Consider the following 23,900-nt stretch of genomic DNA (forward strand, 5'->3'; position numbering starts at 1 on the left):
TACATAGAGTAAGAACGGCGATTCGTCGTCATCGCCACGTCCAAATACCCCGCCGAGAAGACATGCGGCGGCTGACCTGGCCGACGATGGCCCGGCGTTAGGCTCGTCTTAGTTTCCGCAAATTCGGTGCAGGTGACGGACCTGACAAGGTATTTACCGCCACCGCACAGCACCATTTTCGGTCAACCGAAGGGCCACGTATGGCTTATCGACTCGACGCCGCGCCCGACCCGGTGACACTGACCCAGCGACTGGTCCGGTTCGACACCACGAACCCCCCGGGGAACGAGGCGGCCTGCGTGGAGTTCGTCGCCGGCCTCGCCGCCGACGCCGGACTGCCGCATCACATGGTCGCCGCCCGGCCGGACCGGCCGAACCTGCTGATCCGCCTCCCGGGCCGCGGCGCGGCGCCGGGCCTGCTCATGCACGCCCACGTCGACGTCGTCCCGGCCGAGGGCCAGCGCTGGTCGTACCCGCCGTTCGACGGCGCCGTCCGCGACGGGCACGTCTGGGGACGCGGCTCGCTCGACATGAAGGGCGGCCTCGCCATGATGCTCACGGCGATGCTGCGGCTCCACGCCGAGGGGGTGACTCCGGCCGGCGACGTGCTGCTCGCCGTCATGCCCGACGAGGAGGCGGGCAGCGCGGTCGGCGCGCGGTACCTGGTCGACCGGTGCCCGGAGCTGTTCGACGGGATGCGGTACGCCGTGGGCGAGGACGGCGGGGCCGACCTCGAGCTCGACGGCGCCGTACGCCTCCACCCCATCGTCGTCGCGGAGAAACGGGCCTGCTGGCTGCGGATCACGTTGCGCGGGCCGGGCGGGCACGCGTCCCGGGTCGCGCTCCCGGACAGCCCGCTGCGCCGGCTGACCCGCCTGCTGCGCGCGATCGAACCCGGCGGGCTTCCCCCTGTGCTCACCCCGGCCGCCGACCGGATGCTGCGCGAGCTGAGCGCCGCGCTCCCCGGGCCGCGGGCCGGCGTCTTCGACCGGCTGCGCGCCGACCCGGGCGACGAGACCGCCCTCGGCGAGCTGTCCGCCGCGGACGCGCAGTACCTCCGCTCGGTCCTGCGGCACTCGGTCAACGCGACCGTCATCCGGGGCGGCACGACGACGAACGTCCTGCCCGAGGAGATCACCGTCGACCTCGACTGCCGGGCGCTCCCGGGCGGCTTCGGAGCGGCGGACTTCGTCGCGGCGCTCTCCGAACGCGTCGGCACCGACCTCGACGCGGAGGTGCTCGTGGAGGGCGAGGCGATGCCGGAACCGGAGTTCGGCCCGTTCTACGACCGGCTCGCCGACGTGCTGTGCGCCGCCGACCCCGACGGCGTGCCGGTGCCGATGGTGACGACCGCGTCCACCGACGCCCGCCTCTTCCCCCGGCTCGGCATCGCCTGCTACGGGTGGCTGCCCCTGATGCTGCCGGCGGGCTCGGGCTACCGGAGCCTGCTGCACCGGCCGGACGAGCGCGTCCCGACCGAGGCGCTGCGGTTCGGGGCCTCCTGCTTCACCGATCTGCTCCGCGGCTACCGGTGACGGCGATGACCGACCTGAAGACGACCCCGCACGACCTCGCCTTCGTCCGCCTCACCGGCGACGAGGCGGCGATCCGCCGGTGGGCCGAGCCGATCGCGGCGGTCACACGGCAGGCGTACGCCCGGTCGGACCCGATCCATGGGCTGCCGCCTCCCGACGGGTCCCGCGACACCGCCGCGGAGGTCGCGGCCGAACTCCGGGCGGGCGTACGGATCTGGCTGGCGCTCGCCCCGGACGGCACTCCCGCGGGCGCGGTCCGCGTCCGCGAGGCCGGCGACTGGGAGATCAGCCGCGTCGCCACCGCGCCGGCCGGCAAGAGGCGGGGCGTGGCACGCGGGCTCATCCACGCCATCGAGGACGCGGCGCGCGAGAACGCGGTCCCCCGCGTCCGGCTGAACGCCGTCGTCGAGCGCTGCCTGCCGTCGTTCTACGCGGCGCTCGGCTACGAGGTGGCCACGCACTGGCCGAGCGCCGACAAGCCGCTCACCGAGGTGACCATGGACCGGGACCCGGCTGCCCCGCGCCGGCCGGACCCCTTCCCCTGGGCGGCCATGCCACCGCCGGCGGCACCGGTCGTCTGCTGGCTCACCGAGCCCTCTGGGCTGTGGGCCGTGGTCGTCGACGGCGCCGACGGCGTTCCGGCGGCGGTGCGCGAGGCCGGCGCCCGGCTGGTGAGCACCGGAGTGCCCGCCGTACGGCTCGCGGGTGTCGACCTGCCCACCGAGCGCGCGCCCGACCCGCACGAGCTCCTTGAGACGCCGGACCTGCGGTACGCGGGCCCGCTCCGCGCCTCGGTGCCGGCGCACGTGGCCCCGCGCACCGTTCACCCCGAGTTCCTCGCGTTCTGGCGGCTTCCGCCGGGCCGCGAGGCGGAGATCGCCCCCTGGAGGTGGTGACCCTTGACGTCCGTCCGGCAGGAGACGACCGGGTCGATGATCCTGATCGACCTGTCCTCTTTTTTGACAACACCGGGATCACCCTGCGGAAGGACCTGTCCGGCGGCGCCTTCAACATCTGGCGCAACACCTTCCCGGCCGAGGAACTGCCCGCCGAGGCGCCGACCGTGCTCGGCGGCGTGCCGTTCCGGTTCCCCGAGCGCGGTCCCACCGGCGCGGACAACGTGCGCTGCGCCGGCCAGCTCGTCTCCGTGCCACCCGGCCGGTACGACTGGGTGTACCTCGTCGCCGCCGCCGAGCGCCGTACGGAGGATCCCGTCCTGCTGCACTACGCGGACGGCGCGATCGCCCCCGAGTGGCTGCGTGTGTCCGACTTCTGGCCGGAGACGGACCCCCGCTTCGGCGAACGCCACGGACTGCGCTGCCGGACCCTGCACTACCCCCGGCACGTGCAGGAGCGGATGGGCCCGGCGATCTGGCGCGAGCGGGTGCCCGTGCCCCGTGAGACGCCGCTCGTCGCGATGCGGCTGCCCGACAACCCGGCCGTGCACGTGTTCGCCATGACGCTGCTGCCCGCGGCCGAAGAGGTGGACCCGCGATGAAGGTCGTTCTCGACGGCGTCCGGCCCTGGCGGCACGACCTGGCCGGCTGCCTGCACGCCTGCGCCGCCACCCTGCTCGCCCACCAGGGCGTGGCCCCCCTCGACGCGCTCGGCGCCTCGTGGGGCTTCTACTACCCGCCCGGCGACTTCCGGCAGGAGGAGTACTACTTCCCGAGCCGGCCGGGCGCCTCCCTGCTGTCCGCGATCGCGCCGTACCACCCGGTCACGTCCCGGTGGCACACTCCCGGCGGGCCCGACCAGGGCTGGGCCGAGGTGCGCGAGCGCGTGGCCGCCGGGACACCGGTCGCCGTCGCGGTGGACAACTTCGAGCTGCCCTTCCGCCCGGCGTACCAGGACGTGCACGCCAACCACCTGATCATCGTGTACGGCTTCGACGACGACGAGCGGACGGCCCGCGTCCTCGACGCCGTCCCACCGCATTTCGACGGCGACCTGCCGATCGGCGTCCTCACCGCCGCCCGCGACTCGGGGAACGAGGCGCACCACGACCGCGACATGTTCTTCGCCGAGAGCCCGATCGCCGACCGCTGGCTCGAGGTGACGGTGGACCACACGCGGATCCTGCCGGTCGACCGGGAGGTCGTCACCGCGCGTCTCCTGCGGAACCTCGCCGGGTTCACCGCCCCCGACGACGGCGACGACCACGAGGGGCTGTCCGGGCTGGAGAGCTTCCTCCGCGTCATGGAGCAGCGGCTCGTCCGCGGCGACGAGATCGCCGACGAGCTGTTCGTCGTGGCGGGCGGGGTGCTGGCCACGACGGCGCTGCACGCGGACTGGCTGACCGACGTCGGCCGGACCCTCGACGCGCCGTTCCTCCGCGAACTGGGCCGGACCGTGGAACGCGTCGCGCACCACTGGACCGCCCTGCGCATCACCGCCGCTCTCACGCGCAAGGAAGACGTCTCCGCCCGCCGCCTCCGGCGACGGCATGACGCGATCCTCGGCGCGACCGAGCAGGCGCTGTTCCAGACCGAGGCCGCGCTGGCCGACCTATGACCGGGAGTGACCATGGAAGAACTCGCGATGCTCGGCGGCGCGCGGACCGTTCCGCGTGACCGCCGCATTCCCAAGTGGCCGCTGGTCACCGCGGACGATGAGGAGGCCGTACGCCGCGTGCTGGCGAGCGGCCGCTTCACCGCGGCGTCCTCCGGCGAGAAGGAGATCGAGGGCCTGGAGCGCGAGTGGGCGCGGGAGACCGGCACCCGGCACTGCGTCGCCGTCAGCAACGGCACCACGGCGCTGTCCGTCGCCCTCGCCGCGGCGGGCGTCGGGCCGGGCGACGAGGTGATCGTGCCCGCCCTGAGCTTCGTCGCCTCCGCCATCGCGCCCCTGCACGTGTTCGCCGTGCCGGTGTTCGCCGACATCGACCCGGTGACCTTCAACGTCGACCCGGCCGCCGTCGAGGCGGCGGTGACCCCGCGTACGCGCGCCGTCATGGTCGTCCACCTGCACGGGCTGCCCGCCGACCTGACCGAGCTCCTCAATGTGGCCGACCGGCACGGCCTCACGGTGATCGAGGACGCCGCCCAGGCCCACGGCGCGCACTACCACGACCGGCCGGTCGGCTCCTTCGGCGCGATCAACACGTTCAGCCTGAACGTCAGCAAGAACCTCGCCACCTGCGGGGAAGGCGGCCTGGTCACCACCGACGACGCGGACCTCTACCGCCGGGCCACGATGATGCGGCAGTTCGGCGAGCTGATCCCCCGGCGCGGGCCGCGCAGCTACGTCTCCCACCTGCTCGGCTGGAACCACAAGCCGAACGCGATCCAGTGCGCCTTCACACGGAGCCGGCTGACGCGGTTCGCCGAGGAGTCCGAGGCGCGCGACCGGAACGTCCGGCACTTCCTCGGGCGGCTCGCGGAGCTGCCCTGGCTGAAGGTCCCGACCGCGCCGGACGACCGCACCCACGTCTGGCACATCCTGCGGCTCCGGGTCGACCCCGAACCGTTCGGCCTCGGCCCCGAGGCCGCCGGGCCGCTCCGCGCCGTCGTCATGCGCGCCCTGCGGGCCGAGGGCGTCCCGGCGACGCACTACCAGCTGATGCCACTGCCCGCGCAGCGGCTGTTCCAGTCGCCGCTGCCGGGCGTCGACCGCAAGTACCGGGGCGAGGACCACCCGAACACCCTGCGGGTGATCGACGATTCGTTCACCATCCAGAAGGCGCACCTGCATCCAGACGCCCGCCCGCTCCTCGACCTGTACGCCGACGCGGCCGCCAAACTCTGGGAGCACCGCGACGTCATCGCGGCCGAGGCGACGGCCCTCGATTACACGCCGCCGTGGCGCGAGGCCGAGCAGATCGCCGACGCCGAATGGGCCGGCTGACCGGCCTTCGGAGCAGCCGTGACCGGCGCGCCCATCCCGAGGACGCGCCGGTCATGGCGTGTTCGGACCTCGATCCGCCGGGCACACCGGGTCACGGCGAGTCGGCGTACGGAAGGCTCCGGTCACGGCGCGTCCATGGACGATGGTCGCCGGTCAGGACGTGTCGGCGTACCGCAGGCGCCGGGGACGGCGCGTCGATGAACGGCAGATGCTGGGGACGACGGCCGGTGAACCGACAGACGTCGGTCGCGGCGGGCGGTCAGACGACCAGTCGGCACAGGATGGTGACGAGGACGCCGCACAGGATGGCCGGCAGGTCGGGGCAGCGCAGGAGCCGCGCGGCCCCCGCCCCGCCCAGGCCGGCGATGACGGTCCAGTCGAACTTGCTCCAGTGCGCGCCCGCGACCTCGGCGACGATGAGGGCGGCGAGCAGGGCCGGTGCCAGCAGGGCGATGACGTCCCGGACCTGCCGCGGGAGGGACCGCCCGCCGAGCACGGTGGGACCGAGGGCCTTGAAGAGCACGTTGATCACGGCGACCGAGACGATGGCCGGCCAGAGAGGCATGGTCACTCCTTTTCGGCGAAGCGGTCGGTGCGCTCGCTCTCGGGCTCTTCGACGGGCTCGTCCGCTGGTTTGCCGACGGGAAAGAGGCCGAGCAGGGCCGCCGACGAGGCGCAGAGCAGCGCCATCCCGACGGGGACCACGAGGACCAGAAGCGCCGCGAGCACCGTGGCGAGGGCGGCCGCGCGTCGCGCCGCCGCGGACTCGCGGAGCTCGTCGATCAGCAGGACGAGGAAGAACGCCGGGAAGATCACATCGAGGGCGAAGACCTGGACGATGTGGGACGACGGGTGCAGCACCGCGCCGATCGCCGTGCCGCACACCCAGGCCGGCCATTGCGGGAGGGTCGCGCCCACGAGGCGCTCCGGATCGAACCGGCCCTCGCCGCGGTGCGCCGCCACCCACGAGCCGTCGACCACCGCCTGCCCGATGAGCGCCCGCCGGACGACGCCGCCCCGAACGCTCGGCGCGATCGCGACGGCCATCGGGATGAACCGGGCGTTGATCAGCGCGGCGGCGGCCACCGCCGGGACGGCGCCTCCTCCTCCGGCGAGCGCCGTGGCGAGCGCGAACTGCGCGGAGCCGGAGAAGACGACCAGCGAGCAGACGATCGCCGGGACCATGCCCCAGCCCAGCGTCCGGGCGCTCGCTCCGAAGGTGATCGCGAGAGCGAACGACGCGGAGGCGAGGCCGAGCCCCGTCCAGATCCCCTTGCGCAGCCGCTCCCGGGGGGTCTCGGCGGCCTCCGGGTCAGCCGACGAGGCGGCGGGCATGGAGCATCTCGTAGAACGGGAGGTGGTGGCGCAGGTAGTCGCCGTACACCGGGTGCGACTCCACGTCGACGCCGGACCGCTCCTCGACCTTGACGAAACCGGTGCTCGCGGCGGCGTCGGCGTGCCAGCGCCCGGACGGCGCCCACTCCTCACGGTGCCCCGCCTCCCAGGTCATCGCCTCGGGAAGGTAGGGGATGCCGACGCTCTCGCAGTACGACTTGACCACGGCCTCCGGCCGGTCGAGCAGGTCGTCGGAGTCCACGACCACCGGCTCGCGGCCGGTCTCGTGCTCGACCTGGGCGTACAGCTCGTATTGGGACTCGAAGCCGATCTGGTGAAGGGCGACCTCGGGGTTGAGCTTCCGGTAGGAGGCGATCGTGTCGCGTGGATGCCGGATCAGGAAGGTGTGGACGGCGCCGGTGGCGAGGAAGTGCCGGTCGGCGAGCACTCCCGGATAGCGCTCGTCCGTCGTGTCCTTGACGAAGACCGGACCGCGCGCGGCCAGCGACCGCAGCTGATCGATCAGCTCGGGCTCCGAGGTGACACGGACGCCGTCGATTTCGACGTATCCGAATTCGGCCAGATAGGAGAATGGCTCGTGCACCGGCGTGAAATCGCCGCGCTCGGCCATCATGCGGAAAAAGGCGGTGGACCGGCTGCGCGGGGCGCTCCACAGCACCAATATCCCGGGCAGCGAGGATCGCTCTGACATGGCTGCTCCCGCAGGCGGACGGCATGAACGGAATCGGTACTACCCCAGTTCATCCGAAGCATCCTCGAGGGCTGTAATCACCATGACGAACCTCGCGGGAAGAGCATCATCGCGTGGCCGATCCGCCTTCTGGCGACTCTCTCTAACGTGGATCGTGAGTCGACGGAAAGAGAGAGCAATGCCTACCTGTCCGGAATGCTCCGCTCAGATCGGTGTCGAGGACGAACCCCAGCTCAATGAGATTCTGCAGTGCCCGGAATGCGGTTCCGAACTCGAGGTCGTCAAGACGTCGCCGGTGGGTCTCGCCACCGCTCCCGACGTCGAGGAGGACTGGGGGGAGTGAGCGGGGCCGCGGAGCCGGTCGGCATCGTCGCGTCACGCGTGCGCCTCGACGAGAAGCGCATCATGACGGCGTTCGATCGCCGGGCGGTGAAGTACGAGCACGTCGACAGCCGCACCTGCTGGTACGAGCTGGACGCGGAGGCGCCGCGCTGGGCGGTCGCCCTCAACCGGGAGATCGGCCAGGTCCGTGCCGCAGCCGCGGCGCGCGGCCTGGAGGCGCACGGTGTCGTCGTCGTCAACGGCTCGGCGGCGATCGAGCTGTGCGGCGACAAGTGGCGCACCTCGGTCGCGCTGCGTGACGCCGGCCTGCCCGTGCCCCGCACCGCGCTGGCCCTGACCCCCGAGGCCGCGCTCGACGCCGTCGAGCGGATGGGCTACCCGGCGGTCATCAAGCCGCTCACCGGGTCCTGGGGCCGGCTGGTCACCCCGCTGTACGACCGGCACGCCGCGACGGCCGTCCTGGAGCACGTCGCGGCGCTGCCGTCCCCGCAGTCCCACGTCGTCTACGTACAAGAGATGGTGCCGACGCCCGAACGCGACATCCGGGCGATCGTCGTCGGGGGCGAGGTCCTCGGCGCGACGTACCGGCGCGGCGACCAGTGGCGTACGAACGTCGCGCTCGGCGCCACGACCGAGGTCTGCCCCGTCACCCCCGAACTCGAGCACCTGGCCCGGTCCGCCGCGCTGGCGGTCGGAGCCGACATCGCCGGCGTCGACCTTCTCGAAGAGCCCGGCGGCCGGCTGCTGGTCCTAGAGGTCAACTCCGGTGTGGAGTTCTCCGGGTTCCAGGAGGCGATGGGCGAGCGGGTCGACGTCGCCGGCCGGATAGCCGACCACGTGATGACAAGGACGGTCTGATCATGATCACTGTCGCGGTCATCGGCGGCTCCGGGTACATCGGCGGCGAGCTGATCCGGATCCTGGCCGGTCATCCCCGGGTCGAGCTGCGCGCGGCGACCTCCAGCCGGTTCGCGAAGCGCCGGATCGACTCCGTCCACCCCAACCTGCGGAAGGTCTGCGACCTCACGTTCACGCACCCGGAGGACCTGGGGTCGTACGACGTGGTGTTCCTGGCCGTCCCGCACCTGGAGAGCATGCGGCAGGCGCCGGGGCTGCTGAAGCTCGGCGACGTCGTGATCGACCTGACCGCCGACTTCCGGCTGCCGGACGAGGAGCTCTTCCGCCGCTACTACGACGTGCCGCACGAGGCCCCGGAGCTGCTCGGCGAGTTCGTCGGAGGCCTGCCCGAGTTACACCGCAAGGCCCTGCGCGACGCCGACCGGATCAGCGTTCCCGGGTGCATGGCCACCGCCGCGATCCTCGCGCTGTGGCCGGCCGCCGACTCCGGCCTGCTCCTGCCGGAGGTGTCCGTCGACGCGCGTACCGGATCGAGCGGCTCCGGCGCGTCCGGCGGCCCCGCCGACGCCCACCCCGAGCGCGCGAACGTCCTGCGGGTGTTCGCCCCCATCGGGCACCGCCACGAGGCCGAGATCGCCCAGGCGACCGGGCTGCGGGTGACCATGACGGCCACCGGCGTCGACGCGGTGCGCGGCGTCCAGGTGCTGTGCCGGGGACGGCTGGCCGCGGAGATCGACGAGCGGCTGCTGCGCACGATCTACCGGGAGTACTACGGGGACGAGCCGTTCGTCCGCGTGGTGGCCCAGCGCCGCGGCCTGTACCGGCTGCCCGAACCCAAGATCATCTCCGGGTCGAACTTCTGCGACGTCGGTTTCGCCCTGGACACCGAGGAACGCCGGCTCGTGCTGATCGGCGCGCTGGACAACCTCGTCAAGGGCGGCGCGGGCAACGCGGTCCAGTGCATGAACGTGCGGTTCGGCTGGCCCGAACGGCTGGGGCTGGAGTTCCCCGGCCTGCACCCGAACTGAGCACGAGCCGAAGGGATGTCCGATGACGGGGATCACAGTGATCAAGTGCGGCGGCCACGAGGCGGTCGACCCGGGAGCGGTCTGCGCGGACGTCGCGGAGCTGTACCGCCAGGGGCGGGCCGTCGTGCTGGGGCACGGAGGGTCCGCGGACATCGAGGCGCTGGCCGAGCGGCTGGGCGTCCCACGACGGCGGCTCGTCTCACCCGACGGCGTCTCCGCCCGCTACACCGACGACGCGATGCTCGAGGTCGTCACCCTCGCGCTGGCCGGGCGGGTGAAGCCCCGGCTGGTCACCGCCCTCGCCGCGCTCGGCGTCCCCGGCGTCGGGCTGACCGGGCTGGACGGCGGCGTCCTGCGGGCCCGCCGCAAGGCCGTGCACCGGGCCGTCGTCGACGGCCGGCGTGTTTTCGTCCGCGACGACCACAGCGGCCGGGTGACCGGCGTCCGCGGCGACCTCCTGACGGGACTGCTCGACGCCGGTCTCATCCCGGTCGTGTCCCCACCGGCGCTCGCCGAGGACGGCACGCCGGTCAACACCGACGCCGACCGCGCGCTCGCCGCCGTCGCCGCCGCGATCGGCGCCGAGACGCTGGTCATGCTCACGGGCGCGCCGGGCGTTCTCGCCGACGTCACCGACGAGCGATCCGTGGTGCCGGTCTACCGGGTGCCGCCCGGCGGAGCGCCGGCGGACGTGTCCGGCGGGATGCGGCTCAAGCTGGTCGCCGCCCGTGAGGCGCTCCTCGGTGGCGTACGGCGGGTGCTGGTGGCGGACGGCCGGTGCGCGCACCCGCTGAGGAGGGCGCTGTCGGGACAGGCGACCCGGATCGTGCTGGACGAGGAGAAGACCGAGGAGATGACGGCGTGACCGACACGAGCACGGAGGAGTCCCCCCGCCGGGACGATCCGATAACAGAGGAGTACGCGGTCGATCTACTGCGCCGGATGCTGGAGATCCCGTCACGTTCCTACGACGAGGGACGGCTGGCCGCCTTCCTCGTCGAGCGGATGCGCGAGCTCGGCTTCTCCGCGTACGTCGACGAGGCCGGCAACGCCATCGGGGAGATCGCCCACGGCGACGGGCCGACGGTGATGCTGCTGGGGCACATGGACACCGTGCCCGGCGACGTCCCCGTACGGTACGAGCAGGGCAGGCTGTACGGCCGCGGCTCGTCGGACGCCAAGGGCCCCCTCGCGGCGATGGTCTGCGCCGCGGCCCGCGCGACGGACCTGCCCGGCCGGGTCGTCGTGGTCGGCGCCGTCGAGGAGGAGACCGCCCTGTCGCGGGGCGCGACGGCGATCCGCGACACGCTCCCGGCCCCGGACGCGCTGATCATCGGCGAGCCGAGCGGCTGGTCGACGGTCGTGCTCGGTTACAAGGGCAAACTCGACCTCCGGTACGAGGTGGAGTGCGAGGCGATGCACCCGACGCGGCCGGTGCCGAAGGCCGCGGAGCTGGCCGGCCGCTGCTGGGCGCAGCTCCTGGAACTGCTCGGCCCCGACATCGGCCACGACGCGTTCGACCGGCCCGGCGCCGACCTGGTGTCCTTCTCCGGCGACCTGCTCCGGGCGGACGCCGAGTTCAGCATCCGCACACCGCCGGGGTTCGACGCCGAGGAACTCGTCGAGCGCCTCCGGGCACGGACCCCGCACGGACGGCTGACCGTGATCAACTCGGTGGCCGCGCACCGCGTCGGCCGGACGGACCCGGTCGTACGGGCGCTGAGCGCCGGCATCCGCGCCCACGGGGTACGCCCTGCGGCGAAGCTGAAGACCGCGACCGCGGACCTCAACATCCTCGCCGAGAAGTGGCACGTGCCGATGGCCACCTACGGGCCCGGCGACAGCGAACTCGACCACTCCGCCGACGAGTCGACCGACGTCGCCGGCTACCTGCGCGCGATCTCCGTCCTGACCACCGCCCTGTACCGGCTCGCCGAGCGGCCGGCCGCCGAGCGCGAGCCCGCGCGGCCCGTCCCGCTGCGCCGCCCCGCGGCCGGCGCCGGAGACGAGCGGCCGGAGACCGAACCGGCCGCCGGCGACTCCGACGGAACGGACGCCGGCCCGCGGGAACCCTCCCGTACCGACGGCGACCCCAGGGGGCTGGCGGAGTCGGCGGAGCGCGCCGCGCGGATCCGTGAACGGATCATCGAGATGTGCACCGGGCGGAGCGGCGGCCACCTGGGCGGGTCGATGTCGCTCGTCGAGATCCTGGTGACGCTGTACTCGCACGTGCTCCGGATCGACCCGGACGACCCGGAGGCGCCCGGCCGCGACCGCCTCATCCTCAGCAAGGGGCACGGGGCGATCGGCCTGTACGCGGCGCTCGGCGAGTACGGCTTCTTCCCCGCCGACCGGCTCGGGGACTACGGGAAGGCCGGGTCGCCGTTCATGGCCCACCCGAACAGTCACCTGCCGGGTGTCGAGGTGCCGTCCGGCGCGCTCGGGCACGGGCTGCCCCTGGGCATCGGGACCACCCTCGCCGCGAGACTCGACGGCGCGGACCGCCGGTGCGTCGTGCTCATGGGCGACGGCGAGCTCCAGGAGGGGTCGGTGTGGGAGGGCGCGATGGCGGCGAGCAGCCTCGGGCTGGACCGGCTCACCGCGGTCATCGACCGCAACCGGCTGCAGATCACCGGTGGCACCGAGGACGTGGTCGGCCTGGAACCGCTCGCCGAGCGCTGGCGGGCGTTCGGCTGGACGGCGCGGGAGGTCGACGGCCATGACCTGGGCGCGTTGTTCGACGCGCTGACGACGCCCGCCGAGCAGGGCCGCCCGACCGTGGTCATCGCCCGGACGGTGAAGGGCCGCGGCCTGCCCTACATCGAGGGCGACGTGCGGAGCCACTTCGTGAAGTTCAGCGACCGGCAGCAACGGCGTGCCCTGACGACGCTGCGGAAGGCGACGAAGGAGGAGGAATGAGCGACGAGACGCCCCCGGACCGGAACGTCTTCCGCGACACGCTCGTGCCGATGATGGCCGAGGACGCCCGGCTGGTGTGTCTGGACAGCGACACCGGCCTGTTCAACGGGACGGACTTCGGCCCGGCCGCTGGCCGGTACTTCAACCTGGGCATCGCCGAGCAGGACCTCATGGGGGTGGCCGCGGGCCTGGCCAAGAGCGGGCGGATCCCGGTGGTGAACACGATGGCGACGTTCGCGAGCACCCGCGCGCTGGAGTTCGTCAAGATCGACATCGCGTACAACGCGGTGCCGGTGCGCATCGCGGCGACGCACAGCGGGCTGTCCGCGGCGAGCCTCGGGCCCACCCATCACAGCCTCGAGGACCTCGGGGTCATGCGACTGCTCCCGAACATGACGGTGCTCGTCTCGACCGGCGGGGAGAGCACCGAGCGGTTGTTCCGGCAGAGCGTCGACCTGCCCGGCCCCGTCTACCTGCGGCTGGGCCGCGGCGCCACGCCGCAGCTGCCCGAAGACGCACCGCCCGTACGGATCGGGGAGGCGCAGGTCCTCCGGCACGGCGACGACGTGACGCTCGTCGCCTGCGGCCCGTACCCGGTGCACGCGGCGCTCCTGGCCGCGGACCGGCTCTCCGAGTACGGCGTCGAGGCGAGCGTCCTGAACATGCACACGATCAAACCGCTCGACGTGGCCACGCTCGTCGAGCACGCCCGGCACGCCCGGTTGGTGATCTCCGTCGAGGAGCACTGGGAGCACGGCGGCCTGGGCGCCGCCGTGAGCGAGGCCCTCGCCGGCCTTCCCGTGCTGGTCCGCCGCGTCGGCGTGTCCGACGAGTTCGTCTCCATGGCCGGGGACCACCCCTACCTCCTCGAACGGAGCGGCATCACGCCGGACGCGGTGGTGGACGAGGTCCGCGAGGCGCTGGGCGACATCGACTGAGGGGCGAGACCGGAATGACGGTGACGGACAGGGAAGACCGACTCGAGAACGTACGGCGGGCGCTCCTGGACCTCCGGTGGCGCCGCAGCCGCGAGGCGCGGCACGCGACCGCGCCCATCACTCCGGTGGACCGGAGCGGCCGGCGACCGCTCACGTTCGAGCAGGAACGCCTGTGGTTCGACGACGCGGCCGGACGGCTGCCGCCGGAGGCCGCCGTCGAGGTGGTCGCGGTGCGCCTGCGCGGCCAGCCGGACGCCGTGTCGATCCGGCGTTCGCTGGCGGCCGCGATCGCCCGGCACGAGACGCTGCGCACCCGCTTCGGCAGCGACCACGGCGTTCCCCACCAGATCGTCGATCCCCCACCGGGCGACCTCGGCCCGGACGCGGTCCCCGTGCTGGATCTGCGTACGGCCAACGGACCGGAGCGCGACGCGCGGTGCGCCGAGGCGCTGCGTGAGGCGGCCGAGCACCGCTTCGACCTGGCCACCGGCCCGCTCGTACGGGCCCGCCTCCTCCTGACCGGGGAGGACGAGAGGCTGCTCGTGGTGAGCGCCCACCGGATCGTCATCGACGGCTTCTCGCTCCGCGACGTCGTGGGCGAACTGTGCGGCAGGACCCCCTGGCTCGGCGGGCCGTCCCCGCAGCCGGTGGACTTCGCCGCGTGGCAGCGGGCGTTCCGCGGCGGCGAGCACCTCGAGCGCGAGCTGGAGCACTGGACCGGGCGTCTCGCCGATCTGCCGGCGCTGGACCTGCCCGCCGACGCGCCGAGGGCGGCCCGGAGGTCCCGGGCCGGGGCCGTGCACGAGTCCGCGCTGTCTCCCGGGCTGTACGCGAAGGTCCGCGGCCTGGGAGAGCCGCGCGATGTCCTGCTCGCCGGATTCCTGCTGGTCCTGGGCAGGTACACCGGCCAGGACGACTTCGCCGCCGCCGTCGTCGTGGACGGCCGGACCGGGGAGGTGCCGCGCGGATCGGCCGGTCCGTACGCGCGAACGCTCGCCCTGCGCGCCGACCTGTCCGGCGATCCGGCCTTCGGCGAGCTCACGCGGCGCACCGAGGAGTCCCTGACCGAGGCGCTGGACCACCGCGACACACCGTACGAGGCCCTCACGGACGCGCTCGGCGCCGAGCCGGCGCAGGTCGCCTTCTGCCTCGTCGATGGGGTGCACGAGTGGTACGGCGCGCTGGGCGTCGAAGAGGTGCCCGTCCCCCACGGCGGGAGCCGGTTCGACCTGATGCTCCAGGTGATCGAGACCTCGGGCGGCGGGGCGCGGCTCCGGATCACGTACGCCGCGGAGCTGTTCGAGGCCGGCCGCGCCGAACGGCTCGCCGGTCACCTGCGCGCGGCCCTGGAAGCGGCGGCGGACGACCCCGGCCGGCCGATCGGCCGGGTGCCGATCCTCGGCGAGGACGAACGCCGGCAGGTGCTGTGGGACTGGAACCCGCGTCCCCTGCCGCACCCGACCGACGGGCGGCTGCTGCACGAACTCGTCGCCGAGCGGGCCGCCGAACGGCCCGAAGCCCCCGCGATCCGCTTCCAGGGACGCACCGTGCCGTACGCGGAGCTGACCGAGCGCTCCGACCGGCTGGCCCGCCTCCTCGCGGGCGACCGGCAGGTAGGCACCGGGCGGCTCGTCGCGCTGCTGCTCGACCGCGGACCCGACGCGCCCATCGCCCAGCTCGCGGTCGTCAAGGCGGGCGGCGCCTGGCTGCCGCTCGACCCGGGGTATCCGCCGAAGCGGATCGCCTTCCAGCTCGAGGACTCCCGCGCCGATCTGGTGATCACGACGAGCGATCTGGCCGACCGGCTGCCGGACGGCGTCGACGTCCTGCTCCTGGACGACGAGGACCTGGGCGAGGCGCTCGCGGCTCAGGAGCCGGGCCCGCCGCCCTGCCCGGCCGGCCCCGACGACCTGGCGTACGTCATCTACACCTCCGGCTCGACCGGGACGCCGAAGGGCGTCATGATCAGCCACCGCAGCGTGGTGAACTTCGTGGGCAACTGCCGGGAGCTGTTCGGCATCACCGCCGACGACAGGGTGCTGCAGTTCGCCAACCTGGCGTTCGACGTCAGCGTCTTCGACCTGTACGCCGCGCTCGCCCACGGCGCCGTCGTCGTCGCCGCGCCGCGCGAGGAGCTCCTCGACCCCGACCGGCTCACCGCGCTCATGCGCGCGGAGCACGTCACGCTCAGCGACCTGCCTCCTGCCGTCCTCAAGCTGCTGGACCCCGACAGACTGCCGACCCTGCGGGCGCTGTTCGTCGGGCTGGAGCCGTTCCCCGGCGAGCTCGTCAACCGCTGGAACGTCGACGGCCGGCAGTTCCACAACGGCTACGGCCCGACGGAGGCGACCGTCGCGTGCATCGACTACCGGTGCCCACCCGAACCGCTGCGCTCGATGCCGCCGATCGGCCGCGCGATGGGCAACCACCGCGCGTACGTGCTGGACCGGCACTTCGAGCCGGTGCCGGTCGGTGTCCCGGGCGAGCTGTTCATCGGCGGCACCGGACTGGCCCGCGGCTACCTGAACCGGGCCGAGCTCACCGCCGAGCGGTTCCTGCGGGACCCGTTCGTGCCGGGCGAGCGCATGTACCGTACGGGCGACCTCGTGCGCTGGCGGTCCGACGGGAACCTGCAGTTCGTCGGCCGGGCCGACGACCAGATCAAGATCCGCGGCCTGCGGATCGAACCGGGCGAGGTCGAGCACGCGCTGGCCTCCCAGCCGCGGGTACGGGACGCCGCGGTGGCGGCCCAGGACGGCCCGGGCGGGCAGCGGCTCGTCGCGTACGTCGTCAGGGACGGGCTCGACGTGGACGCGCTCCGCGACGACCTGGCCGACGAACTGCCCGCGCACATGGTGCCGTCCGAGCTGATCGCCCTGGACGAGATCCCGCGCAACGCCAGCGGGAAGCTCGACCGGTCGCGGCTCCCGGCTCCAGGTTCTTCCAGCCCTTCCAGCTCGGAGGGCGCCTCCGGCGGGCCGCCGACCGCGACGGAACGCACGCTCATCGACCTGATCCGCGACGTCCTGGAGCTCGGCGACGAACCGCTCGGCCCCGGTGACAACTACTTCTCCGCAGGCGGCAACTCGCTCAACCTCATCCGGCTCCTCAACCGGGTCGAGGACGAGACCGGCGTGGCGCTGGAGAGCCGCGAGGTGCTGCTGGCCCCGGACATCCGGCGGATCGCGTCGCTGCTCGACGAGCGCGCGGGCGGCGGTCATGAGGTGCCGGGCGAGGGGTCTCCCGGCTGGCTCGTCCCGATCCGCGCCGAGGGAGAACGCGCGCCGTTCTTCTGCGTGCACCCCTCCGGCGGGTCGGCCGTGCCCTACCTCAGGCTCGCCGGGCTGATCGACGATCGGCAGCCGTTCTACGGCATCGAGGCCGTCGGCCTGCACGGCGAGGCCGACCCGCCCGACGTGCCGGCGATGGCCGCCCGCTACCTGGAGGCCGTCCGCGTGATCCGGCCGCACGGCCCGTACCTGCTGGGTGGCTGGTCCATCGGCGGGACGCTGGCCTTCGAGATGGCCCGGCAGCTCCGGTCCGACGGCGAGACGGTACGGCTGGTGGTGCTGATGGACTCCGCGGTGCCTCCGCAACTGGACGAGCCGCCCACGCACACGGAGATGCTGGAGTCGTTCGCGCACGACCTGTCCGGCCTGCAGGGCAAGGAGCCGCCCGAGGTCGACTGGGAGCGGATCGTCGAACTGCCCCCCGACGAGCAGACCGCCGAGGTGGTCGACGCGCTGGAGCGCACCGGCCGCATCCCCGGCGACATCCGCGCCGAGCTCGGCCGCCGGATCCAGGTCTTCATGGCCAACGCGGCCACGGCCCTCACCTACCGGCCCGGGCACTACGACGGCTCGCTCGTCTCGCTCGGCGCCAAGGAGGGTCAGTACGACGGCGGATGGGAGCCCCTGATCTCGGGCGACATCGTGGAGCGCACGGTGCCGGGCACGCACTACACGATGCTCCAGCAGCCGAACGTGGACACGCTCGCGGCCGAACTCGGCCGGTTCCTGGACGAGGCGTCCGCCGGTCGCGAGACCGGCGGCGAATGAGGTGATGTCGGTGGAGTACGGGCTCAGCCCCGACGAGGAGTCCTTCCGGCGGGAGGTCTGCGACTTCCTGTCCCAGGACTCGGTACGGAAGGTCGTCGACGAGATCCGGCACGCCCCGGCCCGCGAGGAACCGGGGCTGGTAGAGGTGTACCGATGGCTCGGCGAGCGACGGTGGCTCGCGGTCAACTGGCCGGAGGAGTACGGCGGGCTCGGCCGCGGGATCGTCGAGAAGTCGATCCTGACCGAGGAGCTGATCCGGCACGGCGTGCCCGACCTGGTGCACATCGTCAGCGTCGACATCGTCGGCCTGATCATCCAGATGGTCGGCACCGCCGAGCAGCGCGAGCGGCTGCTGCCCCCGCTCGCCCGCGGCGAGCAGTCCGCGAGCGTGCTGTACAGCGAACCCGGCGTCGGCTCCGACCTCAGCGCGCTGCGCGCCCGCGCCGTACCCGACGGCGACGGGTGGCGGCTGTACGGACGCAAGATCTACAGCCTGAAGTCGCAGTTCGCCGACTTCGCGCTCTGCGCGGCGCGCACCACCGAGTCCGAGGTGGCCGCGCACGGCATCACGCTGTTCGTCGTCCCGCTGCGCACGCCCGGCGTGACCGTCCGCACGATCCCGAGCATCTCCGACGACGCCTTCGGCGACGTCAGCCTGGAGGGCATCCGGCTGACCCGCGACGACGTCCTCGGCGAGGTCGACGAGGGCTACCAGGTGATCAACCAGGTGATCCCGGTGGAGCGCACCGGCCTGGAGTTCCAGGCCAAGGCCAGGCGGCTCCTCGACCTCATCGTGCGCCGCCTCGCGGAGATCGACGAACTGGCCGACCCGTACGCCGCGGAACGCCTCGTCGACCTGCACGCCCAGGCCCGCGCGGCGGAGCTGTTCTCCTGGCGGGTCATCACCGAGCTGCGCGAGGACCGCCTCGACAACGTCGGGACCGCGATGGCGAAGTGGTACACCACCGAGCTGTTCAAACGGATCACCCACACGGGGATCGACCTGCTCGGACTCGACGCCGTCCTGTCCGCCCGGGACGAGCGGACGCTGTACACCGGGGCGCTGGAGAACGGCCACCGCGAGGCCACCGGCTTCACTCTCTCCGCCGGGACCTCGGAGATCATGCAGTACCTGATCGCCTCTGTCGGCCTGCAGCTGCTGACCTGATCTGTCGGCCTGCAGCTGCCGGCCTGACGCCCGCTGAGAAGAGGAGGACCACCGTGCGGTTCGCACCGAGCGACCGGCAGCGCGAGATCCGGCAGCGGTTCGAGCGCCTGTTCACCGACGAACTGGCCCCCGCGATCCGCCGGACGAGCGGCCGGGAGGTCGGCCGCCCGCTGAGCGCCGAGGACGGCCGGGCCCGGCGGCTGATGTGGGAGGCGATGCTCGACCTCGGCGCGGTGCGCCTGGGCCTGCCCGCCGCCCACGGCGGCGAGGAGGCCGGGCTGTCCGGTTCCATCGTCGTGGCCGAACTGGCGGGCGCCGCGCTCTACCAGAGCCCGCTCCCCGACACGCTGTTCGCCGCCGACCTGCTGCGCGAGGCGGGCCCGGCCGGCGCCCCCGGCCTGGAGCGGATCGCCGGGGGCGCGACGGTCGCAGTGGCGGCCCGGGACCGAGGCGACCGCACCCTCACCGTCCCCGCCCCGCTGCCCGCCGACGGCGCCGTCGCGACGACCCGGCGATTCGTGCCCTTCGCGCCGGACGTCGGCCACCTGCTCCTCGCCGGGACCACGCCCGGCGGACTGCGCTGCGCGCTCGTCCCCCGCGACACCCCCGGCGTCACGGCGATCCGCCACGAGGACATCGCCGAGGGCGACCTGTACACGGTCTGCTTCGACCCGTCCGCCGGAACGGCCGACGACTGGATCGGCAGGCCGGGCGCGCTCGAGGACGCCTGGGCCACGGCCGTGTCCGCGGCCCGCATCCGGCACGCCGCCTACCTGGTCGGCCTTGCGCAGGGCGCCCTCGACCTCACGGTCGCCTACGCACGCGAGCGCCGCCAGTTCGGCCAGCCGATCGGACGCTTCCAGTCCCTCGCCTTCCGGCTGGCCTCGGCGGCCACCGAGGTCGAGGCCGCCCGGCTGCTGACCCACCACGCGGCCTGGCTCGCCGACAGCGGCGGCGACGCGACGATGAGCGGCCTGGAGGCGGTCGCCACCGCCGGCGACACCGCGCGCCGGGTGGCCGCCGAGGCGGTCCAGATCCACGGCGCCGTCGGCATGACCGACGACTGCGACGCCCAGCTGTTCTACCGCCGCGCCGCCGTCGACTCCGTCCTCCTCGGCAGCCCCGCACGGCACCGCCGCGAGGCCGCCCGCTTCCTGCGAGACCAGCCATCCGGCCCCGCCGTCTGCCTCGACCGCGCCACCGCCTGACGCCCGTCGCAGTCCCGTCTACGCTCCGTCGCATGACGGAACACGTGCAGGTGTCGACAGCCGCGGAAAGTCGTGACGCCGCGATCGCTCTGCTGAACTCGGCGGTCAAGGCAAAGCTGGCCGCGTCCGGGCAGGTCTCCGGACCGGTGGCGACCGCGTTCTGGCATCTCGGCGAATTCGGCACCGGCGAGGAATGGCAGGTCATACTCAAGACGACCAAGGACCGCTATCCGGATCTGGAAGCGCATCTCATCGCCGCGCATCCATGGGACAACCCGGAAGTCTCCTTCACCACCCTGGGAGGCTCCGAGGCATACCTGGAGTGGGTGAGCCGGGCGACGTCCTGAGAAGCGACTCGGCCTCGTCGATGAGACCCGCAACGGCTCGATCGAATGGGCCGTCAGCCGCCTGCCGGACGGCACAGCTCTCTGTAGGCCTCCTGTAGCTCGACCGCCTCCGGGATGCCGGCGGTCTGCACCGCACTGATGACCTCTGCGGCGCGCCAATAGTTCGAGGGCACGAGTACGCCACTCGTGACGGCCGTCAGGGTCTCCTGGGCGGCTTCGTCCGGCCTGTCGGCCGCGATCAGGGCAAGCGACAGGTCCAGCCGGGCAGCTGCCACGCGGCGTGCCCGTACCCGACCGTTCGCGGGTGCCTCCATTCTTGCGAGTACCTGTCGCGCATACGGCTCAGCAGCGGGATCGCCGAGCCACGCCAGCGTCGTCGCGGTGTAGGCGTCGGCCTTCGCCGGGTCGTACTGATAGTGATGCTCTGGCCGGTCGGGCGCCTGCAGGTTGGCGGTCAATGCGGCGACCCTGTCGATCTGTGCATGTGTCTCACGGGCCGCCCTCAGCCGAGCCCAGGCCCGCCCCTCCTGCGCGGACGCCTGGATGTAGGCCGAGCTTCCGGCGGGTGCGACGATCTGGGCGCCCTGGGCCAAGGTCACGGCCTCCCGGTAGTTGCCATCCGTGAGCGCCTGCCACGCCTGGGTCTCCAGGCACCAGGCCGCCATCTCAGCGTGACCTGTGTCTTCGGCGAGACCGGCAGCCGTACGCAGCCGGGCTTGGGCGGCTGAACGCTGATGCAGGTCGATATGGCATGTCGCACCGAGCAAGGACAGCCAGCCTCCGACGACCAGAAGTCCTCGATGCTCGGTCAGGGTCTTTCGGGCGTCGAGCAACTGCGTGACATAGGCCAGGTGCTGTCGTATCCGCTCGAGCAACTCGGCGGGCGGCGTCCGCTGGTAGGCGACCGCCAGGTCATCAACGGCTTCTCGAAGTCGCCGGAGCGTATCGGCACCCACGTCGGTCGCGGCGGCTCTGCGCGCGAGCTCCAGCGCCTCGATCTCATCGTCAGGTGTCGCGTCTCCGAGCGCTTTTAGCCGTCCTGGGCCGGCGGTTTCCGCCTTCTTCGCCGATCGCCTCGCGTTGAACAACTCCTCTACGGGAAGGTCGAACACCGCGGCATACAGCATCTGGTACCGCGGGCCGGGTGGATGCTCGCCGGACTCGTGGCCACGGATCGTCCGCCGTAAATCCTCCAGCTTGGGCATGCTGCGGCGGTCACGTTCGCTGGCGATATCACGGAGCGCCTCGGCGAGCGCGGCGACACTCATACAACGCTTGAGGCGTTCGGAGCGTAGGCGCGCGCCAATGCGTTTCGACTCGGCTGACATGTTGCGTGCACCTCGGCCGGGGAGATTCGCGGATACGAGCTCTCGTGTCCGTGTACGTCCCCCAGTATCACCGTGACGACGCCGACCCGCAGGTCTTCACTTTAAGTGATGGATCAATTACAGATGCGGGAGGTCAGATGCAAGCACGTCCCACGGCTACACCGTCGATCGACGTCATCAAGACGGCGGCCCTACGACTCTCGCCCCTTCTCATACGACAGAACCTGAGCGTCACCGTCGACCGAGACGGAACCGTCGAGGTACGCAATCCCCGCAACGCTCGCATGAGCCAGCCGCTGGTGCTCCGCGTGCACCAGGGCGGCCTGTGGTGGCACTGGCAGTGGTCAGGGCCGACCCGCGACGCGCCGCTGGACCATGAGCCGATGGTGCCCGCCGAGAACGTTGACGAGGCGGCCCGCCGCATCGCCAACGTTCTCCGTACCGACGAGACGGCCGGAGCCGAGCGTTGATCCGGCGGCTTCTCGCCGTCGCCGGCATTCTGGTCCGCGAGCCCGGCCGACCTGCGGCACCTCGGCCTCGTCGACCTGCGCGGTCAGACCCATCTCGCGCCGAACTCGCCAGGATTCAGGCCGCCGTGCCCGACTGGCTGGTCATGTGGTGCTGGTATCGGCGCGAATACACCGCTCTCGCCAAGTTCGGTGCGGAGCCCACCATCATCTACGACCGCGACCCACGGCAACTCCTGCGGCGATGCCGGGAGATTGAGTTCGCCGCCGCGCGCGGACGGCATCGGGCGCACGGCGTGCCTGGGGTTCCACGAGCCCCTCAGGCCCCAAGCCCGTCCAGACCCCGTACGGCCGTTCACCCCCCTGAGGACGGTCGCGCGGACAGGGACACCTCGCTGGCGGCTTGAGGGGGCCGCTCCCGAGGTCTCCGTCTCCCTTCACTGTCCGTGAAGGGCCACGCCGAGGACCGGGAGGAGGTGGGTTCGTGAACGAAGCGGCATGGCGTAAGGCCACGCGTCGATGCGGCGGCTATACCGGCGAGGACGGTGAGGCCTGCGTCGAGATCGCCGTCATCGGCATGCAGTGAGTGACAGGGCGTCCCCCCGAGGCGAAGTCGGGGGGACGCTCCCACGATCCTAGGGACTGATCCGTGCACTTCCATGCGTACCTCTACCGAGGTCCCGGCGAGGCGATCAAGCCGTTCGACGACGCGCGGCGCGCCGGTACCACCGAGTTCCAGACCGCCGTGGTCCCGCCCGAGGCGACCAGCGCCTGGCTGGCCAGGCCCGCCCGGATGGTCAAGGGCACCTGGGACGACCCCGGCGACGCGGTCGCCTGGCTTTCGCAGCAGTACACCGACATCGCCGACCAGCGGATGCACCTCGAACGGCAACAGCGGGCCCCCTCCCTGGAGACGATGGCCGCGAACGCCCTGGACACCCTGCGCCGGGGCAACGACGTCGTCTGGGCCTGGTGGCTACGGGGCGGCAACTTCATCGACCTGACCGTGGTCTGCTGCCCGAATCGCGACGGTGACGGACGCTGCCCGCTCGGGCGGACCGACCGGCGGCCGCAGGGTGCGAGCGCCGACCTACGCCGCTGAAGCGCGACCGGTGGGCTCGGTCGACGCGTCGACGCATCCTTGGCCGTACAGGAGTTCCGGAGAACGCCGCAACAGGCCTGAGGCTTCTTCGCCCCGGGAGATTCGACGCCGTCTTCCTCTACAGTCCCGTCCGACACCGCCCTAATGGGGACCCGGCTTCCCACGCAGGTTGATTCCGTGCTCCGTCGCGAGATGCCGGAACAGGTTTGACGAATGCGCGTTGACCGGCGTGCTGAGCGTGGCCGAGCAGATCCAGCATCGGGTGTAGTGATTAGAGTCGCGGTAGACGCACTCGACGCAGTCGTCAATATGGTCCTGATGCCGCACTCGGCCCTCGCAGCCGTGGGTGGCATGAGCGTCAGCCCACTCGATCGCTTCAGCGCGGGTGGGAAAGGTAAGCATGAAACCGCATCCCATTCCCTGGAGGATGAGCCGATCCTCGACTTCGGACCGCCTTTTATCGATCGGGGCGTAGGTCATATCACACTCGACCGTGTACCACGGGTTCGCATCGGGCACTGCGGCGTCGTCACCGGAGTGTTCTTCGAACACTCGCACCAGGTCGCCGGCCACATGAACAACGCGATCGCGTGGTTCGCGTATCCAGCCCTTCTCGGGATCGAGTCGCCTCATGATCACAGGCTATGGCTGACCGCAGCGACGCCTCGACCGAAATACGGTGAAGCTCCAGGCCGGATGCTGTGAACGG

The 23,900-nt window shown here is 72.3% G+C and carries 22 protein-coding genes; 17 read left to right on the forward strand and 5 right to left on the reverse strand.

Translation table 11 applies throughout. The annotated features are described in order from the left end of the window. The first annotated feature begins 200 nt into the window (after nt 1–200). From ACYVF7_RS50430 to ACYVF7_RS50450, 5 genes are read left to right on the forward strand one after another with little or no spacing between them, the layout of a single operon-like run. Complete coding sequence (locus ACYVF7_RS50430; RefSeq protein ID WP_460353950.1) at nt 201–1,535, forward strand: M20/M25/M40 family metallo-hydrolase; 1,335 nt, start codon at nt 201–203, stop codon at nt 1,533–1,535. A gap of 5 nt (nt 1,536–1,540) precedes the next feature. After that, nucleotides 1,541–2,431 carry a GNAT family N-acetyltransferase gene (locus tag ACYVF7_RS50435; protein ID WP_460353952.1) on the forward strand — a complete coding sequence of 297 codons (891 nt, stop codon included), beginning with the start codon at nt 1,541–1,543 and terminating at the stop codon, nt 2,429–2,431. Further along, nucleotides 2,428–3,033 (forward strand): hypothetical protein, encoded by a 606-nt coding sequence (locus ACYVF7_RS50440; RefSeq protein WP_460353955.1) that lies wholly within the window; start codon nt 2,428–2,430, stop codon nt 3,031–3,033. Before ACYVF7_RS50435 ends, ACYVF7_RS50440 begins: the two co-directional genes overlap by 4 nt. Beyond that, nucleotides 3,030–4,049 (forward strand): BtrH N-terminal domain-containing protein, encoded by a 1,020-nt coding sequence (locus ACYVF7_RS50445; RefSeq protein ID WP_460353958.1) that lies wholly within the window; start codon nt 3,030–3,032, stop codon nt 4,047–4,049. The genes ACYVF7_RS50440 and ACYVF7_RS50445 overlap by 4 nt, the downstream gene beginning before the upstream one ends. A gap of 12 nt (nt 4,050–4,061) precedes the next feature. Next, a complete protein-coding gene (locus ACYVF7_RS50450) occupies nt 4,062–5,381 on the forward strand; it encodes a DegT/DnrJ/EryC1/StrS family aminotransferase (protein WP_460353960.1) in 1,320 nt (439 codons plus the stop codon). A gap of 259 nt (nt 5,382–5,640) precedes the next feature. Here ACYVF7_RS50450 and ACYVF7_RS50455 read toward each other — a convergent pair whose 3' ends face one another. The 3 genes from ACYVF7_RS50455 to ACYVF7_RS50465 are packed head-to-tail and all read right to left on the reverse strand — an operon-like array spanning nt 5,641 to nt 7,428. After that, complete coding sequence (locus ACYVF7_RS50455) at nt 5,641–5,946, reverse strand: AzlD domain-containing protein (RefSeq protein ID WP_460353962.1); 306 nt, start codon at nt 5,944–5,946, stop codon at nt 5,641–5,643. A gap of 2 nt (nt 5,947–5,948) precedes the next feature. Next, complete coding sequence (locus ACYVF7_RS50460) at nt 5,949–6,716, reverse strand: AzlC family ABC transporter permease (protein WP_460353964.1); 768 nt, start codon at nt 6,714–6,716, stop codon at nt 5,949–5,951. Next, nucleotides 6,694–7,428: a sulfotransferase-like domain-containing protein gene (locus ACYVF7_RS50465; RefSeq protein ID WP_460353966.1), complete on the reverse strand. Its 735-nt coding sequence runs from the start codon at nt 7,426–7,428 to the stop codon at nt 6,694–6,696. The genes ACYVF7_RS50460 and ACYVF7_RS50465 overlap by 23 nt, the downstream gene beginning before the upstream one ends. A 178-nt stretch (nt 7,429–7,606) precedes the next feature. Between ACYVF7_RS50465 and lysW the strand changes: the two genes are divergently transcribed. Genes lysW through cutA form a run of 10 tightly spaced genes read left to right on the forward strand, consistent with a single transcriptional unit; the run spans nt 7,607 to nt 20,294 of the window. Then, on the forward strand, nt 7,607–7,771 hold the full coding sequence (lysW, locus tag ACYVF7_RS50470) for a lysine biosynthesis protein LysW (protein WP_460353968.1): 165 nt from the start codon (nt 7,607–7,609) through the stop codon (nt 7,769–7,771). Then, on the forward strand, nt 7,768–8,628 hold the full coding sequence (locus ACYVF7_RS50475) for a RimK family alpha-L-glutamate ligase (RefSeq protein ID WP_460353970.1): 861 nt from the start codon (nt 7,768–7,770) through the stop codon (nt 8,626–8,628). Before lysW ends, ACYVF7_RS50475 begins: the two co-directional genes overlap by 4 nt. A gap of 2 nt (nt 8,629–8,630) precedes the next feature. Beyond that, on the forward strand, nt 8,631–9,656 hold the full coding sequence (gene argC, locus ACYVF7_RS50480) for an N-acetyl-gamma-glutamyl-phosphate reductase (RefSeq protein ID WP_460353973.1): 1,026 nt from the start codon (nt 8,631–8,633) through the stop codon (nt 9,654–9,656). Between the two features lie 22 nt (nt 9,657–9,678). Next, nucleotides 9,679–10,521: a [LysW]-aminoadipate kinase gene (locus tag ACYVF7_RS50485; protein ID WP_460353976.1), complete on the forward strand. Its 843-nt coding sequence runs from the start codon at nt 9,679–9,681 to the stop codon at nt 10,519–10,521. Further along, entirely contained in the window at nt 10,518–12,575 is a 2,058-nt protein-coding gene (locus tag ACYVF7_RS50490) for a M20/M25/M40 family metallo-hydrolase (RefSeq protein WP_460353978.1), read from the forward strand. Before ACYVF7_RS50485 ends, ACYVF7_RS50490 begins: the two co-directional genes overlap by 4 nt. Continuing rightward, nucleotides 12,572–13,513 carry a transketolase family protein gene (locus ACYVF7_RS50495; protein ID WP_460353980.1) on the forward strand — a complete coding sequence of 314 codons (942 nt, stop codon included), beginning with the start codon at nt 12,572–12,574 and terminating at the stop codon, nt 13,511–13,513. Before ACYVF7_RS50490 ends, ACYVF7_RS50495 begins: the two co-directional genes overlap by 4 nt. Nucleotides 13,514–13,533: 20 nt before the next feature. Further along, nucleotides 13,534–17,571 carry a non-ribosomal peptide synthetase gene (locus ACYVF7_RS50500; protein WP_460353982.1) on the forward strand — a complete coding sequence of 1,346 codons (4,038 nt, stop codon included), beginning with the start codon at nt 13,534–13,536 and terminating at the stop codon, nt 17,569–17,571. Between the two features lie 10 nt (nt 17,572–17,581). Beyond that, nucleotides 17,582–18,739 carry an acyl-CoA dehydrogenase family protein gene (locus ACYVF7_RS50505; protein ID WP_460353984.1) on the forward strand — a complete coding sequence of 386 codons (1,158 nt, stop codon included), beginning with the start codon at nt 17,582–17,584 and terminating at the stop codon, nt 18,737–18,739. Nucleotides 18,740–18,792: 53 nt separating this feature from the next. Then, nucleotides 18,793–19,947 carry an acyl-CoA dehydrogenase family protein gene (locus ACYVF7_RS50510; RefSeq protein ID WP_460353987.1) on the forward strand — a complete coding sequence of 385 codons (1,155 nt, stop codon included), beginning with the start codon at nt 18,793–18,795 and terminating at the stop codon, nt 19,945–19,947. A gap of 32 nt (nt 19,948–19,979) precedes the next feature. Continuing rightward, entirely contained in the window at nt 19,980–20,294 is a 315-nt protein-coding gene (gene cutA, locus ACYVF7_RS50515) for a divalent-cation tolerance protein CutA (protein WP_460353990.1), read from the forward strand. Between the two features lie 53 nt (nt 20,295–20,347). On the opposite strand, the gene ACYVF7_RS50520 is transcribed toward cutA, so the two are convergent. Further along, on the reverse strand, nt 20,348–21,622 hold the full coding sequence (locus ACYVF7_RS50520; protein WP_460353992.1) for a helix-turn-helix transcriptional regulator: 1,275 nt from the start codon (nt 21,620–21,622) through the stop codon (nt 20,348–20,350). A gap of 137 nt (nt 21,623–21,759) precedes the next feature. Between ACYVF7_RS50520 and ACYVF7_RS50525 the strand changes: the two genes are divergently transcribed. Both ACYVF7_RS50525 and ACYVF7_RS50530 read left to right on the forward strand, forming a co-directional pair. Then, nucleotides 21,760–22,092, forward strand: coding sequence for a hypothetical protein (locus tag ACYVF7_RS50525; protein WP_460353994.1), 333 nt, complete (start codon nt 21,760–21,762; stop codon nt 22,090–22,092). A gap of 646 nt (nt 22,093–22,738) precedes the next feature. After that, nucleotides 22,739–23,191 carry a hypothetical protein gene (locus ACYVF7_RS50530; RefSeq protein WP_460353995.1) on the forward strand — a complete coding sequence of 151 codons (453 nt, stop codon included), beginning with the start codon at nt 22,739–22,741 and terminating at the stop codon, nt 23,189–23,191. A gap of 141 nt (nt 23,192–23,332) precedes the next feature. Here ACYVF7_RS50530 and ACYVF7_RS50535 read toward each other — a convergent pair whose 3' ends face one another. Continuing rightward, nucleotides 23,333–23,824 (reverse strand): hypothetical protein, encoded by a 492-nt coding sequence (locus ACYVF7_RS50535; RefSeq protein WP_460353997.1) that lies wholly within the window; start codon nt 23,822–23,824, stop codon nt 23,333–23,335. Nucleotides 23,825–23,900 lie beyond the last annotated feature (76 nt).

It is taken from the genome of Actinoallomurus acanthiterrae (assembly GCF_054775715.1).